Origin of the sequence: Actinomycetospora rhizophila, from assembly GCF_042657905.1 — a bacterium.
Lineage (GTDB): Bacteria > Actinomycetota > Actinomycetes > Mycobacteriales > Pseudonocardiaceae > Actinomycetospora > Actinomycetospora rhizophila.
Genome location: NZ_JBHSKG010000019.1, coordinates 1 through 15,509 on the forward strand (window position 1 = coordinate 1; position 15,509 = coordinate 15,509).

Genomic DNA, 15,509 nt, shown 5'->3' on the forward strand with positions numbered 1-15,509 from the left:
TGACCACCAAGAAGCTGCAACGCTCGGCGCACCGCTCGGTGTCCGCGCTCAACGCCGATATCCGCGCCTGGATCAAGGCCTGGAACGACGACCCCAAGCCCTACGTCTGGACCAAGACCGCCGACGACATCCTTGACAGCATCGCCAACTACTGCAACCGCTGGCGAACTTACGACTCAGGACACTAGGGGAGCAGCGCGCGGACCCGCGCGGGCTCCGGTCCGCCGGGCGCGAACAGCACGACGGCGTCGTCGACGCCGGCCTCGGCGTAGCCGGCGAGCGCCTCGCGGGTGGGGCCGGGGTCGCCCGACACCGGGATCGCGCACACGACCGCCCGGCCGCCGCCGGCCGCCCGGAACCGCGCGAGGGCGTCGACGATCTCGTCGGCGGTGCGGCGGTACCCGGACGCGACCCACCCGTCGAACTCCTGCGCGGCGCGCTCGACGTTGGCGCCCCACGACCCGAGCAGCAGGGGCGGTGCGGGAACGGTCCCGGCGGGGGCGAGGTCGGCGTCCTCGTCACCGCCGTGCGCGAGCAGCCCCCGCAGCCGTGCCACGTCCCGGCGGAAGGTGCGGAAGCGCGCGGCGTGGTCGCGGTCGAGGGCGGCGAAGTCGGCGGCGGTCGAGCCCGGGCTGACCCCCAGGGTGAGGCGGTCGCCGCAGACCGCCGCGAGCGACAGGACGCGGTGGGCGAGATCGGCGGGGTGGTGCAGCGGGACCTGCACGGTGGCCGTGCCCAGCTCGACGTCCGGGACGGCCGTCGCGGCGACCGCCAGCGTCACGAACGGGTCGGGGACCAGCGCGCCGCGGCCGATGAGCTGGGGCGTCCAGAGGCTCTCGAAGCCCGCGTCCACCAGCCGCCGCGCCCATGCGGCGACCGGGAACGGCGGCGCCGGGGTCAGGTGGACGAGCGTGGCGCCCAGGCGCATGGACCCTCCCCGGTGAGCTGGGGGCTTTTCTGACGTTGAGCGTCAGCGTGGCCGCCACGCTGGCACACCCCGTGCGGCGCCCCGTGGGCGCACGAACGGGGCCGGCCGGGAACGGAGTCCCGGGCCGGCCCCGTGTCGGGCTCAGTGCTTCAGGGCCTCAGTGCTTGACGCGGAAGATGCCCCAGGCGAGCTGGCCGCTCTTGCCGCCGTTCACCCAGTTCTTCAGGCCCGTCTTCATGTTCGAGACGTACTCGTCGGAGATCGCGCCCTTGAACGTCGGCTCCGCGGCCTCGAGCTCGGAGAGCACGCGCCCGTAGTGGGTCGTGAGCTGCGCGGTGTGGTCCTCGAACTCCACCGACGAGTAGCCGCGCTTGGCGAACTCCTGGCGGTAGAAGCCCGGCGACCCGAGGGTGTCGAGGTGCAGGCGCGCGAGGATCGGCGTCAGCGCCGAGACGTCGGCACCGTCGGCGGCCATCGGGTCGGTGAACACGACCTGACCGCCGGGCACGAGCACCCGGTCGATCTCCTCGACGACCTGGGCACGCTCGCCGGAGTGGAGGAACGCGTCCTGCGACCACACGAGGTCGTAGAAGTTGTCCTGCACCGGCATGCTCTCGAACGACCCGTCGACGACGTCGACGAGGTGGTCGAGGCCCTGGGCGCGGTTCTTCTCGCGGTTGCGCTCGTTCTCGACCTCGGAGAGGTTCAGGCAGGTCACGCGGCAGCCGTACTTCCTGGCCAGCCACCGGGCCGACCCGCCGTAGCCCGCGCCCATGTCGAGCACGCGGGTCTCCGCGGTGATGCCCATGCCCTCGGCCATGCGCTCGACGGTGCGCTGCGAGGCCGGCGCGATGGCCTCGTCGGGCGAGTCGTAGAGCCCGACGTGGATGTCCTCGCCGCCCCAGACCTCGTGGTAGAAGGTGTCGGCGTCGGTCGAGTTGTAGTAGTCGCGCGCGGTGTGGACCGCGGTCGAGTAGCTCTCGCTCAATTCGTCATCCGGTCGGTAGGTCTTCTCCGCGACGTGGATCCAGAAGTCCGGGCTCTCGGTCCCGTAGGTCTCCTGGAAGTCGCCGTACGAGTCGATCTTCTGGAACCCGACCTCGCGCATGAGCCGGCGCACGTAGTCCTTGCGCAGCGGGAACATGTTGAGGTGGTACACGGAACCGTCGTCGTGGAACGTGTACCGGAACCGGGCGAGCCCGTCGTCGATGTACTCGGGCTCCGCGGTGACGGTGTCACCGCAGTAGAAGTACTTGTGCTTCGACGAGAACCCGTTGTCGAGGATCTCGTCGTAGTTGCGCTGATCGAGGATCAGCACGCCGTCGTGCTTGAGCATCGCGTAGAACTCGGCGAGGGCCTTGCGGCGGTCACGCTCGTTGAACAGGTGCGTGAAGGAATTGCCGAGGCAGATGATCGCGTCGTACTCGCCGTGGACGTCGCGGTTGAGCCAGCGCCAGTCGGCCTGGACCACACGCAGCACGTGCCCGTGCTGGCGGCCGTTCTCGAAGGCCTTCGCGAGCATCTCCGCGCTGCCGTCGGCGGAGACCGTCTCGAAGCCGGCCTTGAGGAGCTGCACGGAGTTGAACCCGGTGCCGGTGGCGACGTCGAGGACCTTCTCGACCCCACGGGCGCTCAGCTGGTCGATGAAGAACGAGCCCTCACTGGCGGCGCGTCCCTCCCAGCCGATGTAGTCGTCCCACTTGTCCACGAACCCCTTGACGTACTCCTCTTGGTAATGGTTCGTGTCTCGGACCTCGTTCGGGTTCTCGCCGAACTCCTGATGAACATCGGCCTCGGTGTACTCGTCGAGGCCAGCCGCGGTGTCGGGGCTCCGGTCTGCGGCTGCGGTCATGTGTCCTCCGGACGTCGGTGACGCTTCCGGGGAGACGACGCTAGGCAGACGCGGGGCCTCCGGGAACCCGGCCCGAGGTCGTACGGTCGACAGAATCGATACAGTCCGGACCCCGTCGGCTAGCGCGATCAGCGCCATCGGCGCTGCTCCGACCGGGTGTGCGCGGATGGGGATCTCCGTGACCACATCGTGCTGTGATGGCAGCCACGTTTCTTCGGGAATGCGCAACCGCGGCGCCCGGTGACGCCGTGTCACCGTCCGGTTACCCGGTCGGCTCGACGATCACCGTCCTGTTGGCGCTCGCCGGACCGGGCAGCTGCCGGCCGTCCGGCCCGACGTCGTTCACGTATCCGGGGAACTGGCTGCCCACACCGCGCGTGCTGATCCGGTCGGCCGGCGCCCCGAGCTCCACCAGCAGCGCCTTCACCGCCTCCGCCCGCCGGGTCGACAGATCGACCTGCCCCTGGGGCGTGCCCGCCCGCGCGCTCGTGCCGGTGAGCGCGAGGCGCCGCGCCGGCGATTCCGCCAGGAACTGCGCGAACGGCGTCAGGACCGCGCGGGCCGCATTCCGGTCGCGGAATTCCGCGGTGTCGGGCCGGAAGCCGACGGAATTGTCGTCGGGCAGCGCGGTGGTCTGTCCCGGCGTGATCGTCACCGGCGGCGGCACGTCGACAAGGCTCACCGGCGGGACGTCGCTCGGGGCGTCGCCGCCGCGGGGCTCGTCGACGACGGCGACGCAGGAGGCGCCGCCCGCCTCGGCGACCGCGGTCCACAGCGCCACCAGCGAGGAGCGCTGGGCGGGGCCGAGCGCCGCCTGGGGCTCGGCGACGTCGCCGAGGCCCGCGAGGACGACGGTGACGCCCTGCAGCCCGGGCAGGGCGTTGGCCGCGCGCAGCGCCTCGACGGTCTCGGCGGGCGGGGCGTCGAGCAGGCCGCGCTGGCGGAAGTCGAGCGGGGCGACGGTCGAGAGCCCGGAGTCGACGAGGACGACGGTGCCCGGACGGTTGCCGCCTGCGGAGCGCCCGGCGAGGTCGAGCGCGGAGAGCACGTCGGCCTCGGGGGCCTGCGCGCGCATCCCGGTCAGCGCCTCGCCGAGGCCGCTGGTGAACTGGTTGCGGTCGTCCTCGGCGGCGATGCCGTTGCCGGCGTCGCTGGAGAACGTGTCGCTGCCCGCCGAGGTGGGGCGCCCGTCCAGGTTGATCAGCGTGACGCGCGGCTGGTAGCCCTGGTCGACCGCGCGGGTCAGCACCGACACGGTCGCGTCCTGGACGGCCTGCGGCAGGCCCGGCTCGGGGGAGTTCGCGCGGCCCGACACCGCGAACGCCATCGGGCCCACCGGCACGGGGCACGACAGCGCGCCCCCGCCCCCGCCGGCGAACCCGCCCCCGGCGTCGTCGCCGCTCGAGCAGCCGGCGAGCAGCGCGGCGGCGAGCACCAAGGGCAGGACGGCCCGCCGGTGGATCAACGAGGGTCTCCGTTCGGGGCGGTGTCGGCGGTGGACAACGGCGGCGCGTCGGCCCGCATCGCGGGGGGTGCCTCCTCGCCGGGCACGACGTCGCTGGCCGGCGTGAACAGCGGGAAGGGCGAGGAATCGGTGAGGCCGTCGGTGACCGACGGGTCGGCCTTCTTCGACGCCATGAGGGTGCGCGCGTAGTTCTGCAGCTCGAGCATCTCGGCGGTGACCTGCTGGCGGGCCGCGCGCCAGCGCTGGTCCTCGCGGGCGCGCTCGTTCTCCTGCTGGCGCAGTGCCTCGCGGGCGCGCTCGAGCTCGGCGCGGCTGGCGCGCTCGCGCTCGGTGGCCTCGCGCATGCGGCGCTCGGCGCGGCGCAGGGCGCTCGCGACCGGGTTGAACGACACGAACGTCGCGATCATCGCCGCCATCCCGCTGGCGAGGAACAGCGCGCCGAACAGCAGCGCGGGCAGCAGAGCGGTCAGCTCGATGTCGCCGGACGACCCGCCGAAGCCCCCGCCGCCGGACCCGAAACCGCCGCCCCCGGAGCCGAAGCCGCCGCCCCCGCCCGAGCCGAACCCGCTGGACGAGCCCCCGGACCCGAAGCCGCCCGACGAGGTGCTGCTCGGGGTCATCAGCCGCGTGTAGAACGCCGCGGCGCCCAGCGAGAACCAGGTGACCGCGGCGAGCACCGTGAGCACCAGCGACGCCCGCGGGTCGCCGCAGCGGCGCCGCGCGAGCCCCTGGCCGACCAGGTGGGCGAGGCCGACCGCGGCCGCCGCGAACCCCACGGTGCCGACCGCGATGAGCAGCGGCGAGCCCCGGAAGACGCGGGCGAGCACGACGTAGAAGGCCGCGATGTCGCCGCCGATGGCCAGCAGGACGATCACGAGCGCGAGGTGGTCCTCGCGCGACCGGTTGATCAGCAGCGTGGCGTCCCGGTAGGAGCGGGGACGCGCGCCGTCGCCGCGGCTCATCGGCGCTCCTCGCGGGGGAGGGGGCCGGTCGGCGGGTCGACGGGCGCGGGTGCGTCGGCGGTCCCACCCGGTGCCCGTGCCGCGCTCCGCGGCGCTCCGTCCCCCGGCGGTTCCCCCGCCGGGGGACCCACCGGCTCACCCAGCCGCTCGCGGGCCTCGGCGTAGTCGCGGCGCGCGATCTCGAGGGCGCGGCGGTCGCGCTCGTGGGCGGCCTCGGCCTCGGCGAGCTGCTGGCGCGCGCCGCCGACGAGCCGGTCGATGACGGCGTGGTGGTCGGCGTGCTGGGAGTCGACGCGGGCGAGCCAGCCCGACGCGATCGAGGCGATCAGCGGGTCGAGCGCCCGGCCGCTGCCCTCGTCGACGCCGTCGAGCATCCCCTCCACCAGCGCCCGGACCCGTCCGCGTGCGGCGGCGACGTCCGGCGTCGCCTGGTTCGGGTACGGCATGGGACCGACGCGGTCGGCGGCGTAGACCTGCGCGAACCGGTGCTCCTCGGGCGTCGCCGTCCCGCCCGGGACCGCCGAGATGCTCGCGAGCCGACCCCCGGTCGGCGCGACGGGCGCGGCGGCCTCCGGGCGGCGCCGCTGCCAGATCCTGCGGGCCATGGCTACTCCTGTCCGGGGTCGGCGGTCTCGGCCGCGACGACCCAGTCGGGCACGGCGGGGTGCTGGGCCACGAGCGCCGGGCCGATGCGGTCGCCGGCGGGGTGGTGGCGCACGAGGTGGCGCTCGTAGGCGCTGATGCGGCGCATCACCAAGGCGTGCAGGCGGCGGATCCGGGTGGCGCCGACGAGCTCGCACGAGCGGATCGTGCTGCCCAGCCGGGCGTCCTCGGTGCGCATCTGCGTCAGCTGGCTGTGCAGGCGCGCGGCCTCGTCGACCAGCGGGCGCCGGCGCGCCACGTGCTCGCGGGCCCGGCGGGCGGCGACGACGTCGGCGGCGGTGTGGGTCTCGCCCCCGCGGCGCACGGCGAGCGCCTCGGCGTCGAGCAGCACCGGGAGCGCGTCGAGGCTCGCCCGGGCCCGGGCGAGCGCGTCCTCGGTGGCGGGCACGCGCACGGCGATCTGCGCGCGGGTCTCGTGCAGGGGCGCGATCTCGAGGTCGAGCCGCAGGCGCTCGCGGTGCACGCGGGCGAGGTAGTCCTGGTGGAGCTCCTCGAGCGCCGGCGTGCCCGCCGGGCGGCCCGGCTCGAGGCTGGGCAGCCCCGCGCGGCCGTCCGCCCGGGCCCGCCACCAGTCGCCGACGCGGGCGACGAGGCCGTACGGGGGCAGAGGGGACGTGGTCGCGCCGCGCGAGGGTCCGGCCGATCGCCGGGATCGTCGCGTCTCCGGGGTCGTCCCCGGGGTCGTCTCCGAGGTCATCGGGCGGGCCGTTCCACCTGGCGGGTTCCTCCTGCATCGCCCTGTGGAGTGACGGGCGCCTCCGACGAGTCTAGGCCGACCCCCCGCGTGCCGGTCGCGGCGATCGGCACCCGGACCGGATCTCGGTGGCCGGCGGGCGGCACGCCGGTGGACGACACGCCGCGCGCCCCGTCACCCGAAGGGGCGGAAATCGCCGTCCGCGCGCGTGCCTCGATCGGCCGACCCGCACCGTTCGACCTGGGCTTTTCTCGCCCACCCGCTCCTGGGCCTCCGTGGCATATGGGTTAAGTGTTGGGCCATACGGTTGATAACTAGAGGGTGCACAACGCAGTGGAGTCGGTGAGCGACATGACCGCGCCGCACCCCGCGCTCCCCGGTCGGTCCGGGGGCCTCGGGCCTGCCGAGGTGGTCGCGGGGGTCGGCCGCACAGAGCTGGTGGACGCCGTCGACGAGGGCGTCGTCGCCGAGGTGGCGGCGCGCGTCACGGAGGCGAGCGACGCCCTCCTGGACTACGAGCGCCACGGCGCGGCGGGGCCCGCGGGCGCCGAGCCGCGGGAGCTGCGGCACCCCGTGGACCTCGAGGTCGTCATCCCCGCCTACAACGAGTCCGGGCGGCTGCCCGCGACCCTCGCCGCGATGGTCGCGTTCCTGTCGGAACAGCCGTGGACCTCGCGCGTCGTGGTCGTCGACAACGGCAGCGTCGACGACACCGCCGCCTCGGTGCTCGCGGTCGACGGCCGCGCCTGCAACGTGGCGACGGGCTGGTGCGTCGAGGTCGTGGCGATCGGCTGCTCCCGCGCCGGGAAGGGCGCCGCGGTCTACCGCGGGCTGCGGACGAGCCGCTCGCGCTTCGTCGGGTTCACCGACGCCGACCTGTCCACCCCGCTGGAGACGTTCCGTCCGGTGATGGACGCCCTCGAGGGCGGGGCCGCCGCGGCGATCGGGTCGCGGCACGCCCCCGGCGCGCAGATCGCGACCCGCCAGCCGCTGGGGCGCCGCCTCGGCGGCGCGGCCTTCCGCGCCGTCTCCCGGCCGCTGCTGCCCGGCGTGCGCGACACCCAGTGCGGCTTCAAGTTCTTCGACCGCGCGGCCGTGCAGTCGGCGCTGTGGCGCTCGCGCTCGGTCGGCTTCGCGTTCGACGTCGAGCTGCTGCGCCACGTCCGCGACGACGGGGGCCGGATCGTCGAGATCCCCGTGACGTGGACCGACGCGGCCGGCTCGAGCCTGCGCCCCGTCCGCGACGGCCTGGCCGCGTTCAGCGCCGTCGCGCGCCTGCACGCCCAGCTCGGCGGCGGCCGTCCCGAGCGGCCGCTCCACGAGGCCGTCGACGAGCTCGCCGCGACCCGTACCCCCGCCCGTACCACCAGCGCGGCCTTCCGCGCCGCCGCCGGGAGCCCCGCATGACGACCACCGTCCCCTCCGGCCCGCCGACCGACGCCGGGGCGCGCGAGCCCGCCGTCCTCGTCGGCGGCCGCGCCCTGTCCCGCCTCGCGGGCCGGCGCATCCTCGTCCTCAACTGGCGCGACGTCCGGCACTCGCAGGCCGGTGGCGCCGAGGCCTACGCCCACGAGATCTCGACGCGCTGGGCCGCGGCGGGCGCCCAGGTCGTGTGGCTGACCGCCCGCGACGCCGGCCAATCGGCGCGCGACGAGATCGACGGCGTCGAGATCCGGCGCGCCGGCGGCACGATGTCGGTCTACCTGCGCGCGGCCGTCGACCTCCTGCGCCACGGCGGCGGGTTCGACGCCATCGTCGACTGCCAGAACGGCATCCCGTTCTTCTCGCCGCTGTTCACCCGCGGGGACGTCCCGGTGATCCAGGTCGTGCACCACGTGCACCAGGACCAGTTCTCCACCCGCTTCTCGGCGACCGGCGCCGCGGTCGGGCGCCTGCTCGAGGGCCGCGTCGCCCGCCGGGTCTACCGCGGGCGCCGCACCGTCGCGGTGTCGGCGTCGACGCGCCAGGAGCTGCGCCGCCGGCTGAAGTTCGGCGACGTCATCGAGGTGGTGCCCAACGGGTGCGCCGGGCGGCCCGGGGCGGAGCAGCGGCAGCAACGGCGGGCCGGGACCCCGACGATCGTCGTCACCAGCCGCCTCGTGCCGCACAAGCGGATCGACCTGCTGCTGCACGCGGTGTCGGCGGCGCTGCCCGACGTGCCCGACCTCGCCGTCGAGGTCGTCGGCGGCGGCCCCCAGCTCACCGAGCTGCGGCGGATGGCCGTCGAGCTCGGGCTGGGCCGGGTCGTGCGCTTCCACGGCCGCCTGCCCGACGACGAGCGCGACGAGCTGATGAGCACCGCGTGGCTCACCACCAGCACCTCGGAGGGCGAGGGCTGGGGCTGCGTGGTGCTCGAGGCCGCCGCCGAGGGCGTGCCCTGCCTCGCGCTGCGGGCGCCGGGCATCCGCGACTCGGTCGTCGACGGCGCCACCGGCTGGCTGGTGGACGGGGTCGACGACCTCGCCGCCGCGCTGCCCCGCGTGCTGCGCGAGCTGGCCGACCCGGTGCGGGCCCGCGAGGTCGCCGACGACTGCCGCAGCTGGGCCGGCTGCTTCTCCTGGGACCGCTCCGCCGAGCTGCTGGCGGGCGTGCTGGTCTCCGAGATCAGCGGGTTCCACCGCTCCGGCGCGGAGGAGACGCACCTGCCCCCGGCGGACCGCTCGCTGCTGGCGCGCGCGGCCACCCGCCGCCAGGCGCGCTCGGACATGACGACGCTCGCGCGCTTCGTCCACCACGACCCCGCCGCCGCGGCCGCCGCGCTGCGCCTCACCGACGAGTGCGCGGTGCGGGGCGACCAGGTCACCGCGCTACTGCGCGGGTGCGACGAGGTCGACGCGCTCGCCACGCTGGCCCGCATCGGGGTGGTCGACCCGCGGGTGCGCCTGGCGTCGCGCCACGAGCTGCTCGGGGGGCCCGCGCTGGTGGAGTCCCGCGCGGCCAGAGCCACCAGTGCCGGCAGCGCCGCGTCCCACGGACGCGGCCGATGACCGGGGTCGCCCCGGAGATCGTCCCCCCGGTCGCCGCCGTGCCCCCGCCACCGGCGACCGGGGCGGGCTCCAGCACGCCGGCGGCGCCCGCCACCACGGGCGGGCACGCGACGCTGCTCTCCGCCTCGGCCGGCCTCGTGGGGCTGCTGAGCTACGCGTGCACGCTCGTCCTGGCGCACCTGCTCGCGCCGGCGGAGTACACCGCGTTCGCGGGGGCGGCGGCGCTCGTCGGCACGGCCGGCGTGGCCTCGGCGGCGCTCGTGCCGCTGCCGCTCGCCCACGTCGTGCGCGCGCACCCGCCCGGCAGCGCCGCCCGCCGGGACGCGCTGACCTTCGCGACCGCGGTCTCGGTGCTGGTCGGGCTCGCCGCGGGCCTGGTGCTCGGCGCGGTCGTCGCGGGCTTCGCGGCCGCCGCGACAGCGCTGGCGGCCGGGCTGTCGGCCTGGGCGCTGTTCGCGATCGCGCCGGTGTGGGGGCGCCTGCAGGGCGAGTCCCGGTTCGTGCGCTACGCCCTGCTCACCGTCGCCGAGGTGGCGGTGCGCCTGGCGGTCGGCGTGGGCGCGGTGCTGCTCGGCGCGGGCGCGGCGGGTGCCGTCGGCGCGTTCGCGGCGGGCGCGGTGGTCGTGCTCCTGGCCGCGGGGCGCTCACGCGCCGTCCGGGGTGGTGCAGCGAGGGACGCCCTCGCGGCGTCGCACGCACCCGGGGACGCCCTCACTCCCCACCGCGCGGCCCACGACACCGGGCTCGCGCCCCTGCGCCGCATCCTCCATGACCGCGCGCGCTGGGCCGAGACCGGCGGGGTCGCCGCCGTCCAGCTCGTGCTCTCCACGCTCGCGGCCGCCGACGTCGTGGTGGTCGCGAACGTCGCCGACTCCCGGGTCGGCGTCGTCGCCGCGGCCGGGTACCAGGCCGTCGCGACGCTGGCCAAGGCGCCGGTGTACGTCGCGGTCGGCACGGCCCTCGTGAGCTTCCCCGTGCTGCGCGCGCTGCCCCGCGCCGGCGCGGAGGAGGCGAGGGACCGGGCCCTGCGGGAGGCGCTGTCCACCTTCGTCCGGCTGGCCGTGCCCGCGGCGGCGGTCGTGGCGACGGTGCCGCCGGTGATCGTGGGCCTGGTCCTGCCCGCCGCGTACGCGCCCTCGCTGGCGCTGCTGCCCGCGCTCGCGCTCGCCGGCCTCGGGCTGGGGGCGACGACGGTGCTGGCGACGCTGCTGCTCGCGGTCGGGGCGCGGCGCTCCCTGGCGGTCGCGCTCGTGCTCGCCGCCGCGGCGCTCGCCGCCGGGATCGCCCTGGGCCTGCGCGACGGCGCCCCGGGCCTCGCCGCCGGCACCGCCGCGGGCGCGCTGGGCGGGGCGCTGCTGCTCACCGTGCTCGGCGTGCGCCACCGCCCGCGGGGCGGCCGCGCGGGAGCCGGGCTCGTCGCGTGGGTCGTGCGCGGGCTGCTCTGGGCCGCGCTGGCCGCAGGCCTGCTGGGGGCGACGCGCGCGGTGCTGCCGCTCTGGGTGCTCGCGGTCGCGGTGCTCGGGATCGGCGTCGTCGGGCTCCCCGTGGTCACGGGCCGCCTGCGCGCCGCCGTCGACCCGCGGGGCGAGCTGTGCCCCGCACCGGGCGGGATGCACGTGCTGCACCTCGCGTTCGAGGACCCCGAGATGCCGGGCTCGGGCGGCGGCGCCAAGCGCACCGCCGAGATCGACCGCCGGCTCGCCGCCGCCGGGCACCGCCTCACGGTCGTCGTCCAGGGCTTCCCCGACGCGCGCGACCGCACCGAGTACCTCGGCGACGGCGTCCTGCGCTGGGTGCACCTCGGCCGCGGCGCGCACCGGCTCACCCGCCTGCTGGCCTACGTCGCGCGCCTGCCTTTCGTCGTGCGCGGCGTGGAGGCCGACGTGGTCGTCGAGGACTTCTTCGCCCCGATCTCGTCGGTGTCGGTGCCGCGCTGGTCGCCGGCGCCGACCGTCGGGATCGTGCAGTGGCTCAACGCGCGCGAGAAGTCGCGCCAGTACCGGCTGCCGCTGCACTGGGTGGAGCGGCTCGGGGTGCGCAGCCACCGGCGCCTGATCGGGATGTCGCAGGGCGTCGCGGACGCGCTGCTCGCGAGCAACCCGCGCGCCGAGGTCGCCGTCATCGGCAATGGCGTCGACCCCGAGGCCTTCCGCGCGCGCCGCCGCGGACCGGGCACCGACGTCGTGTTCGTCGGGCGGCTCGAGATCGCGCAGAAGGGCCTCGACCTGCTGATCGACGCGTGGGCGCGCGTCGCGGGCACGATCGGCGGGCGGCTCGTGCTCGCCGGCACCGGGCCCGACGAGGACGTGCTGCGCGAGCGGGCCGAGCGCCACGGGGTGGGCGAGCGCGTGCACTTCGCCGGCTGGGTGTCGGGCGAGGCCAAGTACGACCTCGTCGCCAACGCCCGCCTCGCGGTCGTCCCGTCGCGGTTCGAGACCTTCGGCATCGTCGCCGCCGAGGCGCTCGCCTGCGGCACGGCCGTCGTCGCGTACGACATCCCGTGCCTGCGCGAGGTCGTCCGCCAGGAGGCCGGCGTGCTCGTGCCCTACCTCGGCGACCACGGCGCCGACGTGACGGCGCTCGCCACCGCGCTGCGGGCCGTCGCCTGCTGCGAGGGCCTGCGCGAGGCCGCCGCGCAGCGCGGGCCCGCGCTCGCCGCCGTCCACGACTGGGACGCCCTTGCGCGCACCCAGGAGTGCGTCCTGCGCGCGGCCGCCGGCGTCGCGCCCGTCCCCGTGGAGGTCCCGTCGTGACCACCGGCGCCGCCCGCCGCGGGTCGTTCGCCGCCCTGGTGCCGCTGCGGGAGCAGCCGGCGCGGGACCCGATCACCCGCACGCTGCACCCCGACCGCGACCACGAGCCGCCGGCCCCCGTGCCCGGCCGCAGCCGGCGCACGATCCGCGAGCGCCGGCGCCGCGAGGAGTCCGCCGCGGGCGGGCGCACCCGCCGGGTCGTCTTCTGGGTGCTGCTCGCCGCGCTGTGCGCCGGCACGGTCGCGCTGCGCGCGTGGCACCAGGCGTCGGCGTACGAGCTGTTCATGGACGAGATCCAGTACGCCGACGTGGGCAACTCGTTCGCGGCGGGGCACGGTCCGGAGCTCTTCGGCGAGCCGTTCTTCCTGCACCCGCCGCTGCTGTTCGCGCTGTTCGGGCTGTTCATCGACCAGCCCGTCGACCACATGACCGTCCCGTTCGTCCTGGGCCTGCGCCCGATCGAGCTGGGGTTCGCCGCCGCGAACGTCCTGCTGGTGGTGGGGGTCGCGCGCCGGGTCGTCGGGCCGTGGGCGGCGCTGCTGGCCGGGCTGGTCTACGCCCTCGACCCGTTCGTCGTCCGCTTCGACAGCCGCCTCATGCTCGAGGCGCCGATGATGTTCGGGACCCTCGCCGGGATCCTGGCGCTGCTCGTCGCGGTGGACCAGCCGTCGCGGCGGGCGCGGTTCGCCTGGCTCGCGGTCGGCGGCCTCGCGTGGGGCATCGCGATCACCACCAAGAGCACCGCGGCGCTGATCACCGCGTTCCCGCTCCTGATCATGATCGTCACGTCGTGGGGGCTGCGCCGCAAGGAGGCCGTCGGCGTCCTCGCGATCCAGTGCTCGGTGTACGCGACCTACGTCGTCTGGGTCCTGGCCACGGGCAACATCGGGCCCTGGTTCGAGCAGACGATCGCGGGGACGCTGCGCGCGATCGGGATCCTCAAACAGACCGGGTTCAACTCCGGGCACGCCCCGTCGTTCGTCGACCGCCTGCTGGTGCAGGGCGTGTGGTTCTTCCCGTCGTACCTGCTCATCGGCGTCGCCTGCACCTACGCGTCGTACCTGCTGTTCATCGGGTGGCGCTCGCTGCGGGTGACGCGCGAGGACCGCGGGGCCCACGGCCGGCGCACGCGCGGGGCGCACGCGCTGCGCGGCGACGGCGACGACCTCGGGCTGCTGACGTGCTGGCTCGCCGGCGTGCTCGGCGCGATCGTCTACACGTTCGGCCTCGGCGAGGTGGAGGAGCAGACGTTCTACCTGCTCGCCGTCCCGTCCACGGTGGTCGTGGCGATGCTGCTCACGCAGATGGCGTCCTGGCAGGGCGCCGGCCGCACCGCGCTCACGGTCGTCGTGACCCTCGTGCTGACCTCCTCGGCGATCATCTGGTTCACCCTGCGCACCGCCCGCGACGACACCTATCTGCAGCTGGTGGAGTACATGTACGCGAACATCGACGTCCAGAACGAGGTCGCGGTCGGGGAGCACACCGCGCAGTTCGTCCTCCCCGGCTTCGGCATCCACGAGCTGACGTCGGTGGACGACGCGCGGGCCACGTTCTCCCGCTACGCGGTCGTCTCGACCGAGCTCTCCGAGCTGGGGCTCGCCCCGGCCTCGCCGGAGCTCGTCGACGAGCTCGCCCGCCGCTACACGCTCGTGTTCACCGCGCACGGGCGCACCGCGGGCGACCTGCGGCTCTACGACCTCAACCAACCGCTCGACGGCACCCCGCCGGTCGCCCCGGGGCCGCCGCGATGAGCGCCGCCCCTGGTCAGCCGACGTCCAAGGGACTGATCAGGAGCCTGGTCGGCATCCGCGGCTACCTCTCCGTCGTGGTCGTCGCGGTGCACCTCGCACCGTTCGCGATCGCGCTGGTGCCGCTGACCGCGCCGTTCTTCCTGCCGGTCTGGCACCACGCCTACGTCGCGCTGGACCTGTTCTTCGTGCTGTCCGGCTTCGTCATCACCGCCGGCTACCGCGGGGTGTTCGCGCGCTGGCCGGGCTGGGGCGCGTTCGGGAAGTTCCTGTGGGCGCGGCTGTCGCGGTTCTACCCGGTGCACCTCGCGGTGCTCGCCGTGCTCGTCGGCGCCGTGCTCGGCGCGCGGGCCATCGGGCGGGAGATCCCGCACGGCGGCGACCTGGGCGTCGACCTGCTCCGCCAGATCACGCTCACCTCGGGCTGGGGCGGTGCGGACGCGCTGACGTGGAACGGGCCGGTGTGGTCGCTGTCGGCGGAGTGGTTCTGCTACCTGCTCATCCCGCTGCTGCAGCCGCTCGTGCTGACGCTGCGGACGCGCACGGCCTGCGTCGTCGGCTACCTGCTCGCCTGCGCGATCCCGCTGGTCGCCTACTCGGTCATCGGGTTCGACGACGCCACGATCACGTACGCGATGCCGCTGCCGCGCGCGCTGGGCTTCTTCCTCGCCGGGGCGTGCCTGCAGCAGCTCGTGCACGTCGACCGCCGCCTCCCCGCGCTCGCGGGCCGGTGGACGGGGCCGCTCGCGGTGCTCGGCCTCGCCCTCATCGTGCTGATGTCGACCCTCGAGGTCTCGACGATGTACGCGCTGCCGGTGGTCGGGCTGACCGTCCTCGCGCTCGGCGAGGAGCGCGGGTGGCTCGACCGCGCGCTGTCGACGCGCTCCAGCATGGTCTTCGGCGAGGTCAGCGTGGCGATCTTCCTGACGCACGTGCCGTGGCTGCTGGGGGCGTCGCTGCTGATCAACCCGCGGACCTTCCCCGGCGGCTGGGGCTGGCTCGGGATCGCGCTGCTGCTCGCCGGGGTCGCGGTGTGCGGCTGGCTCGCGTTCGTGCTGGTGGAGAGGCCCGGCCAGCGGATCATGCGCGCGCTGGTCAAGCGGCCGGCGAAGGCGCCGAGGGCGTCGGTGGAGGAGAAGACGGAGGCGGCGGTGGAGAGCACGCCGCCGTCCCGGGACGAGGCGCGGACCGGGCGGTGAGGGCGCTCGCGCCGGTCGTGGCCGGCGTGCTGCTGCTCAGCGGCGCGGCGTGCCCGTCGCACGCCGCGCCCGCGGTCGCCCAGCCCGCGTGGGGCGTGGTCGACTCGGCCTGCGCGCCCGACCGGCTCGCCGCCCAGCGCGGCGCCGGGCTGACGGTGGCCGTCGTCGACGCGCACTGGGACCGCCTGCAGCCGCGGCCCGGCGACCTCGACGCGGCCGCCGTGGACGGGCTCGCCGCCCGGGTCGCGCGGTGCC

General features: G+C 75.6%; 11 protein-coding genes and 1 pseudogene. 6 read left to right on the plus strand and 6 right to left on the minus strand.

Annotated features, from left to right (window positions below):
* A pseudogene (locus tag ACFPK1_RS26765) lies at positions 1 to 188 on the plus strand (IS630 family transposase); the annotation flags it as partial.
* Here the strand turns inward: ACFPK1_RS26765 and ACFPK1_RS26770 are convergent.
* The 6 genes from ACFPK1_RS26770 to ACFPK1_RS26795 form a co-directional block, all read right to left on the minus strand.
* Positions 185 to 928, minus strand: coding sequence for an LLM class flavin-dependent oxidoreductase (locus ACFPK1_RS26770; RefSeq protein ID WP_378024001.1), 744 nt, complete (start codon positions 926 to 928; stop codon positions 185 to 187). The pseudogene ACFPK1_RS26765 and the gene ACFPK1_RS26770 overlap by 4 nt on opposite strands.
* Positions 929 to 1,085: 157 nt before the next feature.
* Positions 1,086 to 2,780, minus strand: coding sequence for a glycine/sarcosine N-methyltransferase (locus tag ACFPK1_RS26775; protein ID WP_378024002.1), 1,695 nt, complete (start codon positions 2,778 to 2,780; stop codon positions 1,086 to 1,088).
* A 262-nt stretch (positions 2,781 to 3,042) separates the two neighbouring features.
* Entirely contained in the window at positions 3,043 to 4,245 is a 1,203-nt protein-coding gene (locus tag ACFPK1_RS26780; RefSeq protein WP_378024003.1) for an OmpA family protein, read from the minus strand.
* A complete protein-coding gene (locus ACFPK1_RS26785) occupies positions 4,242 to 5,207 on the minus strand; it encodes a hypothetical protein (protein ID WP_378024004.1) in 966 nt (321 codons plus the stop codon). Before ACFPK1_RS26785 ends, ACFPK1_RS26780 begins: the two co-directional genes overlap by 4 nt.
* The gene (locus ACFPK1_RS26790; RefSeq protein ID WP_378024005.1) at positions 5,204 to 5,812 is read right to left on the minus strand and encodes a hypothetical protein; all 609 of its coding nucleotides are present in this window, start codon (positions 5,810 to 5,812) and stop codon (positions 5,204 to 5,206) included. The genes ACFPK1_RS26785 and ACFPK1_RS26790 overlap by 4 nt, the downstream gene beginning before the upstream one ends.
* A 2-nt stretch (positions 5,813 to 5,814) precedes the next feature.
* Positions 5,815 to 6,567 (minus strand): hypothetical protein, encoded by a 753-nt coding sequence (locus ACFPK1_RS26795; RefSeq protein WP_378024006.1) that lies wholly within the window; start codon positions 6,565 to 6,567, stop codon positions 5,815 to 5,817.
* A gap of 348 nt (positions 6,568 to 6,915) precedes the next feature.
* Here ACFPK1_RS26795 and ACFPK1_RS26800 point away from each other — a divergent pair, with 348 nt between their 5' ends.
* From ACFPK1_RS26800 to ACFPK1_RS26820, 5 genes are read left to right on the plus strand one after another with little or no spacing between them, the layout of a single operon-like run.
* Entirely contained in the window at positions 6,916 to 7,971 is a 1,056-nt protein-coding gene (locus ACFPK1_RS26800; RefSeq protein ID WP_378024131.1) for a glycosyltransferase, read from the plus strand.
* Positions 7,968 to 9,551, plus strand: coding sequence for a glycosyltransferase family 4 protein (locus ACFPK1_RS26805; RefSeq protein ID WP_378024007.1), 1,584 nt, complete (start codon positions 7,968 to 7,970; stop codon positions 9,549 to 9,551). Before ACFPK1_RS26800 ends, ACFPK1_RS26805 begins: the two co-directional genes overlap by 4 nt.
* A complete protein-coding gene (locus tag ACFPK1_RS26810) occupies positions 9,548 to 12,304 on the plus strand; it encodes a glycosyltransferase (protein WP_378024008.1) in 2,757 nt (918 codons plus the stop codon). Before ACFPK1_RS26805 ends, ACFPK1_RS26810 begins: the two co-directional genes overlap by 4 nt.
* Entirely contained in the window at positions 12,301 to 14,058 is a 1,758-nt protein-coding gene (locus ACFPK1_RS26815) for an ArnT family glycosyltransferase (RefSeq protein ID WP_378024009.1), read from the plus strand. Before ACFPK1_RS26810 ends, ACFPK1_RS26815 begins: the two co-directional genes overlap by 4 nt.
* Positions 14,055 to 15,254, plus strand: coding sequence for an acyltransferase family protein (locus ACFPK1_RS26820; RefSeq protein WP_378024010.1), 1,200 nt, complete (start codon positions 14,055 to 14,057; stop codon positions 15,252 to 15,254). The genes ACFPK1_RS26815 and ACFPK1_RS26820 overlap by 4 nt, the downstream gene beginning before the upstream one ends.
* Positions 15,255 to 15,509: the final 255 nt, after the last annotated feature.

Coding starts and splice junctions, on each gene's coding strand:
- ACFPK1_RS26790 (WP_378024005.1), bottom strand. CDS start 5,812: ATGGCCCGCAGGATCTGGCAGCGGCGCCGCCCGGAGGCCGCCGCGCCC.
- ACFPK1_RS26785 (WP_378024004.1), bottom strand. CDS start 5,207: ATGAGCCGCGGCGACGGCGCGCGTCCCCGCTCCTACCGGGACGCCACG.
- ACFPK1_RS26820 (WP_378024010.1), top strand. CDS start 14,055: ATGAGCGCCGCCCCTGGTCAGCCGACGTCCAAGGGACTGATCAGGAGC.
- ACFPK1_RS26800 (WP_378024131.1), top strand. CDS start 6,916: ATGACCGCGCCGCACCCCGCGCTCCCCGGTCGGTCCGGGGGCCTCGGG.
- ACFPK1_RS26805 (WP_378024007.1), top strand. CDS start 7,968: ATGACGACCACCGTCCCCTCCGGCCCGCCGACCGACGCCGGGGCGCGC.
- ACFPK1_RS26775 (WP_378024002.1), bottom strand. CDS start 2,780: ATGACCGCAGCCGCAGACCGGAGCCCCGACACCGCGGCTGGCCTCGAC.
- ACFPK1_RS26810 (WP_378024008.1), top strand. CDS start 9,548: ATGACCGGGGTCGCCCCGGAGATCGTCCCCCCGGTCGCCGCCGTGCCC.
- ACFPK1_RS26795 (WP_378024006.1), bottom strand. CDS start 6,567: ATGACCTCGGAGACGACCCCGGGGACGACCCCGGAGACGCGACGATCC.
- ACFPK1_RS26770 (WP_378024001.1), bottom strand. CDS start 928: ATGCGCCTGGGCGCCACGCTCGTCCACCTGACCCCGGCGCCGCCGTTC.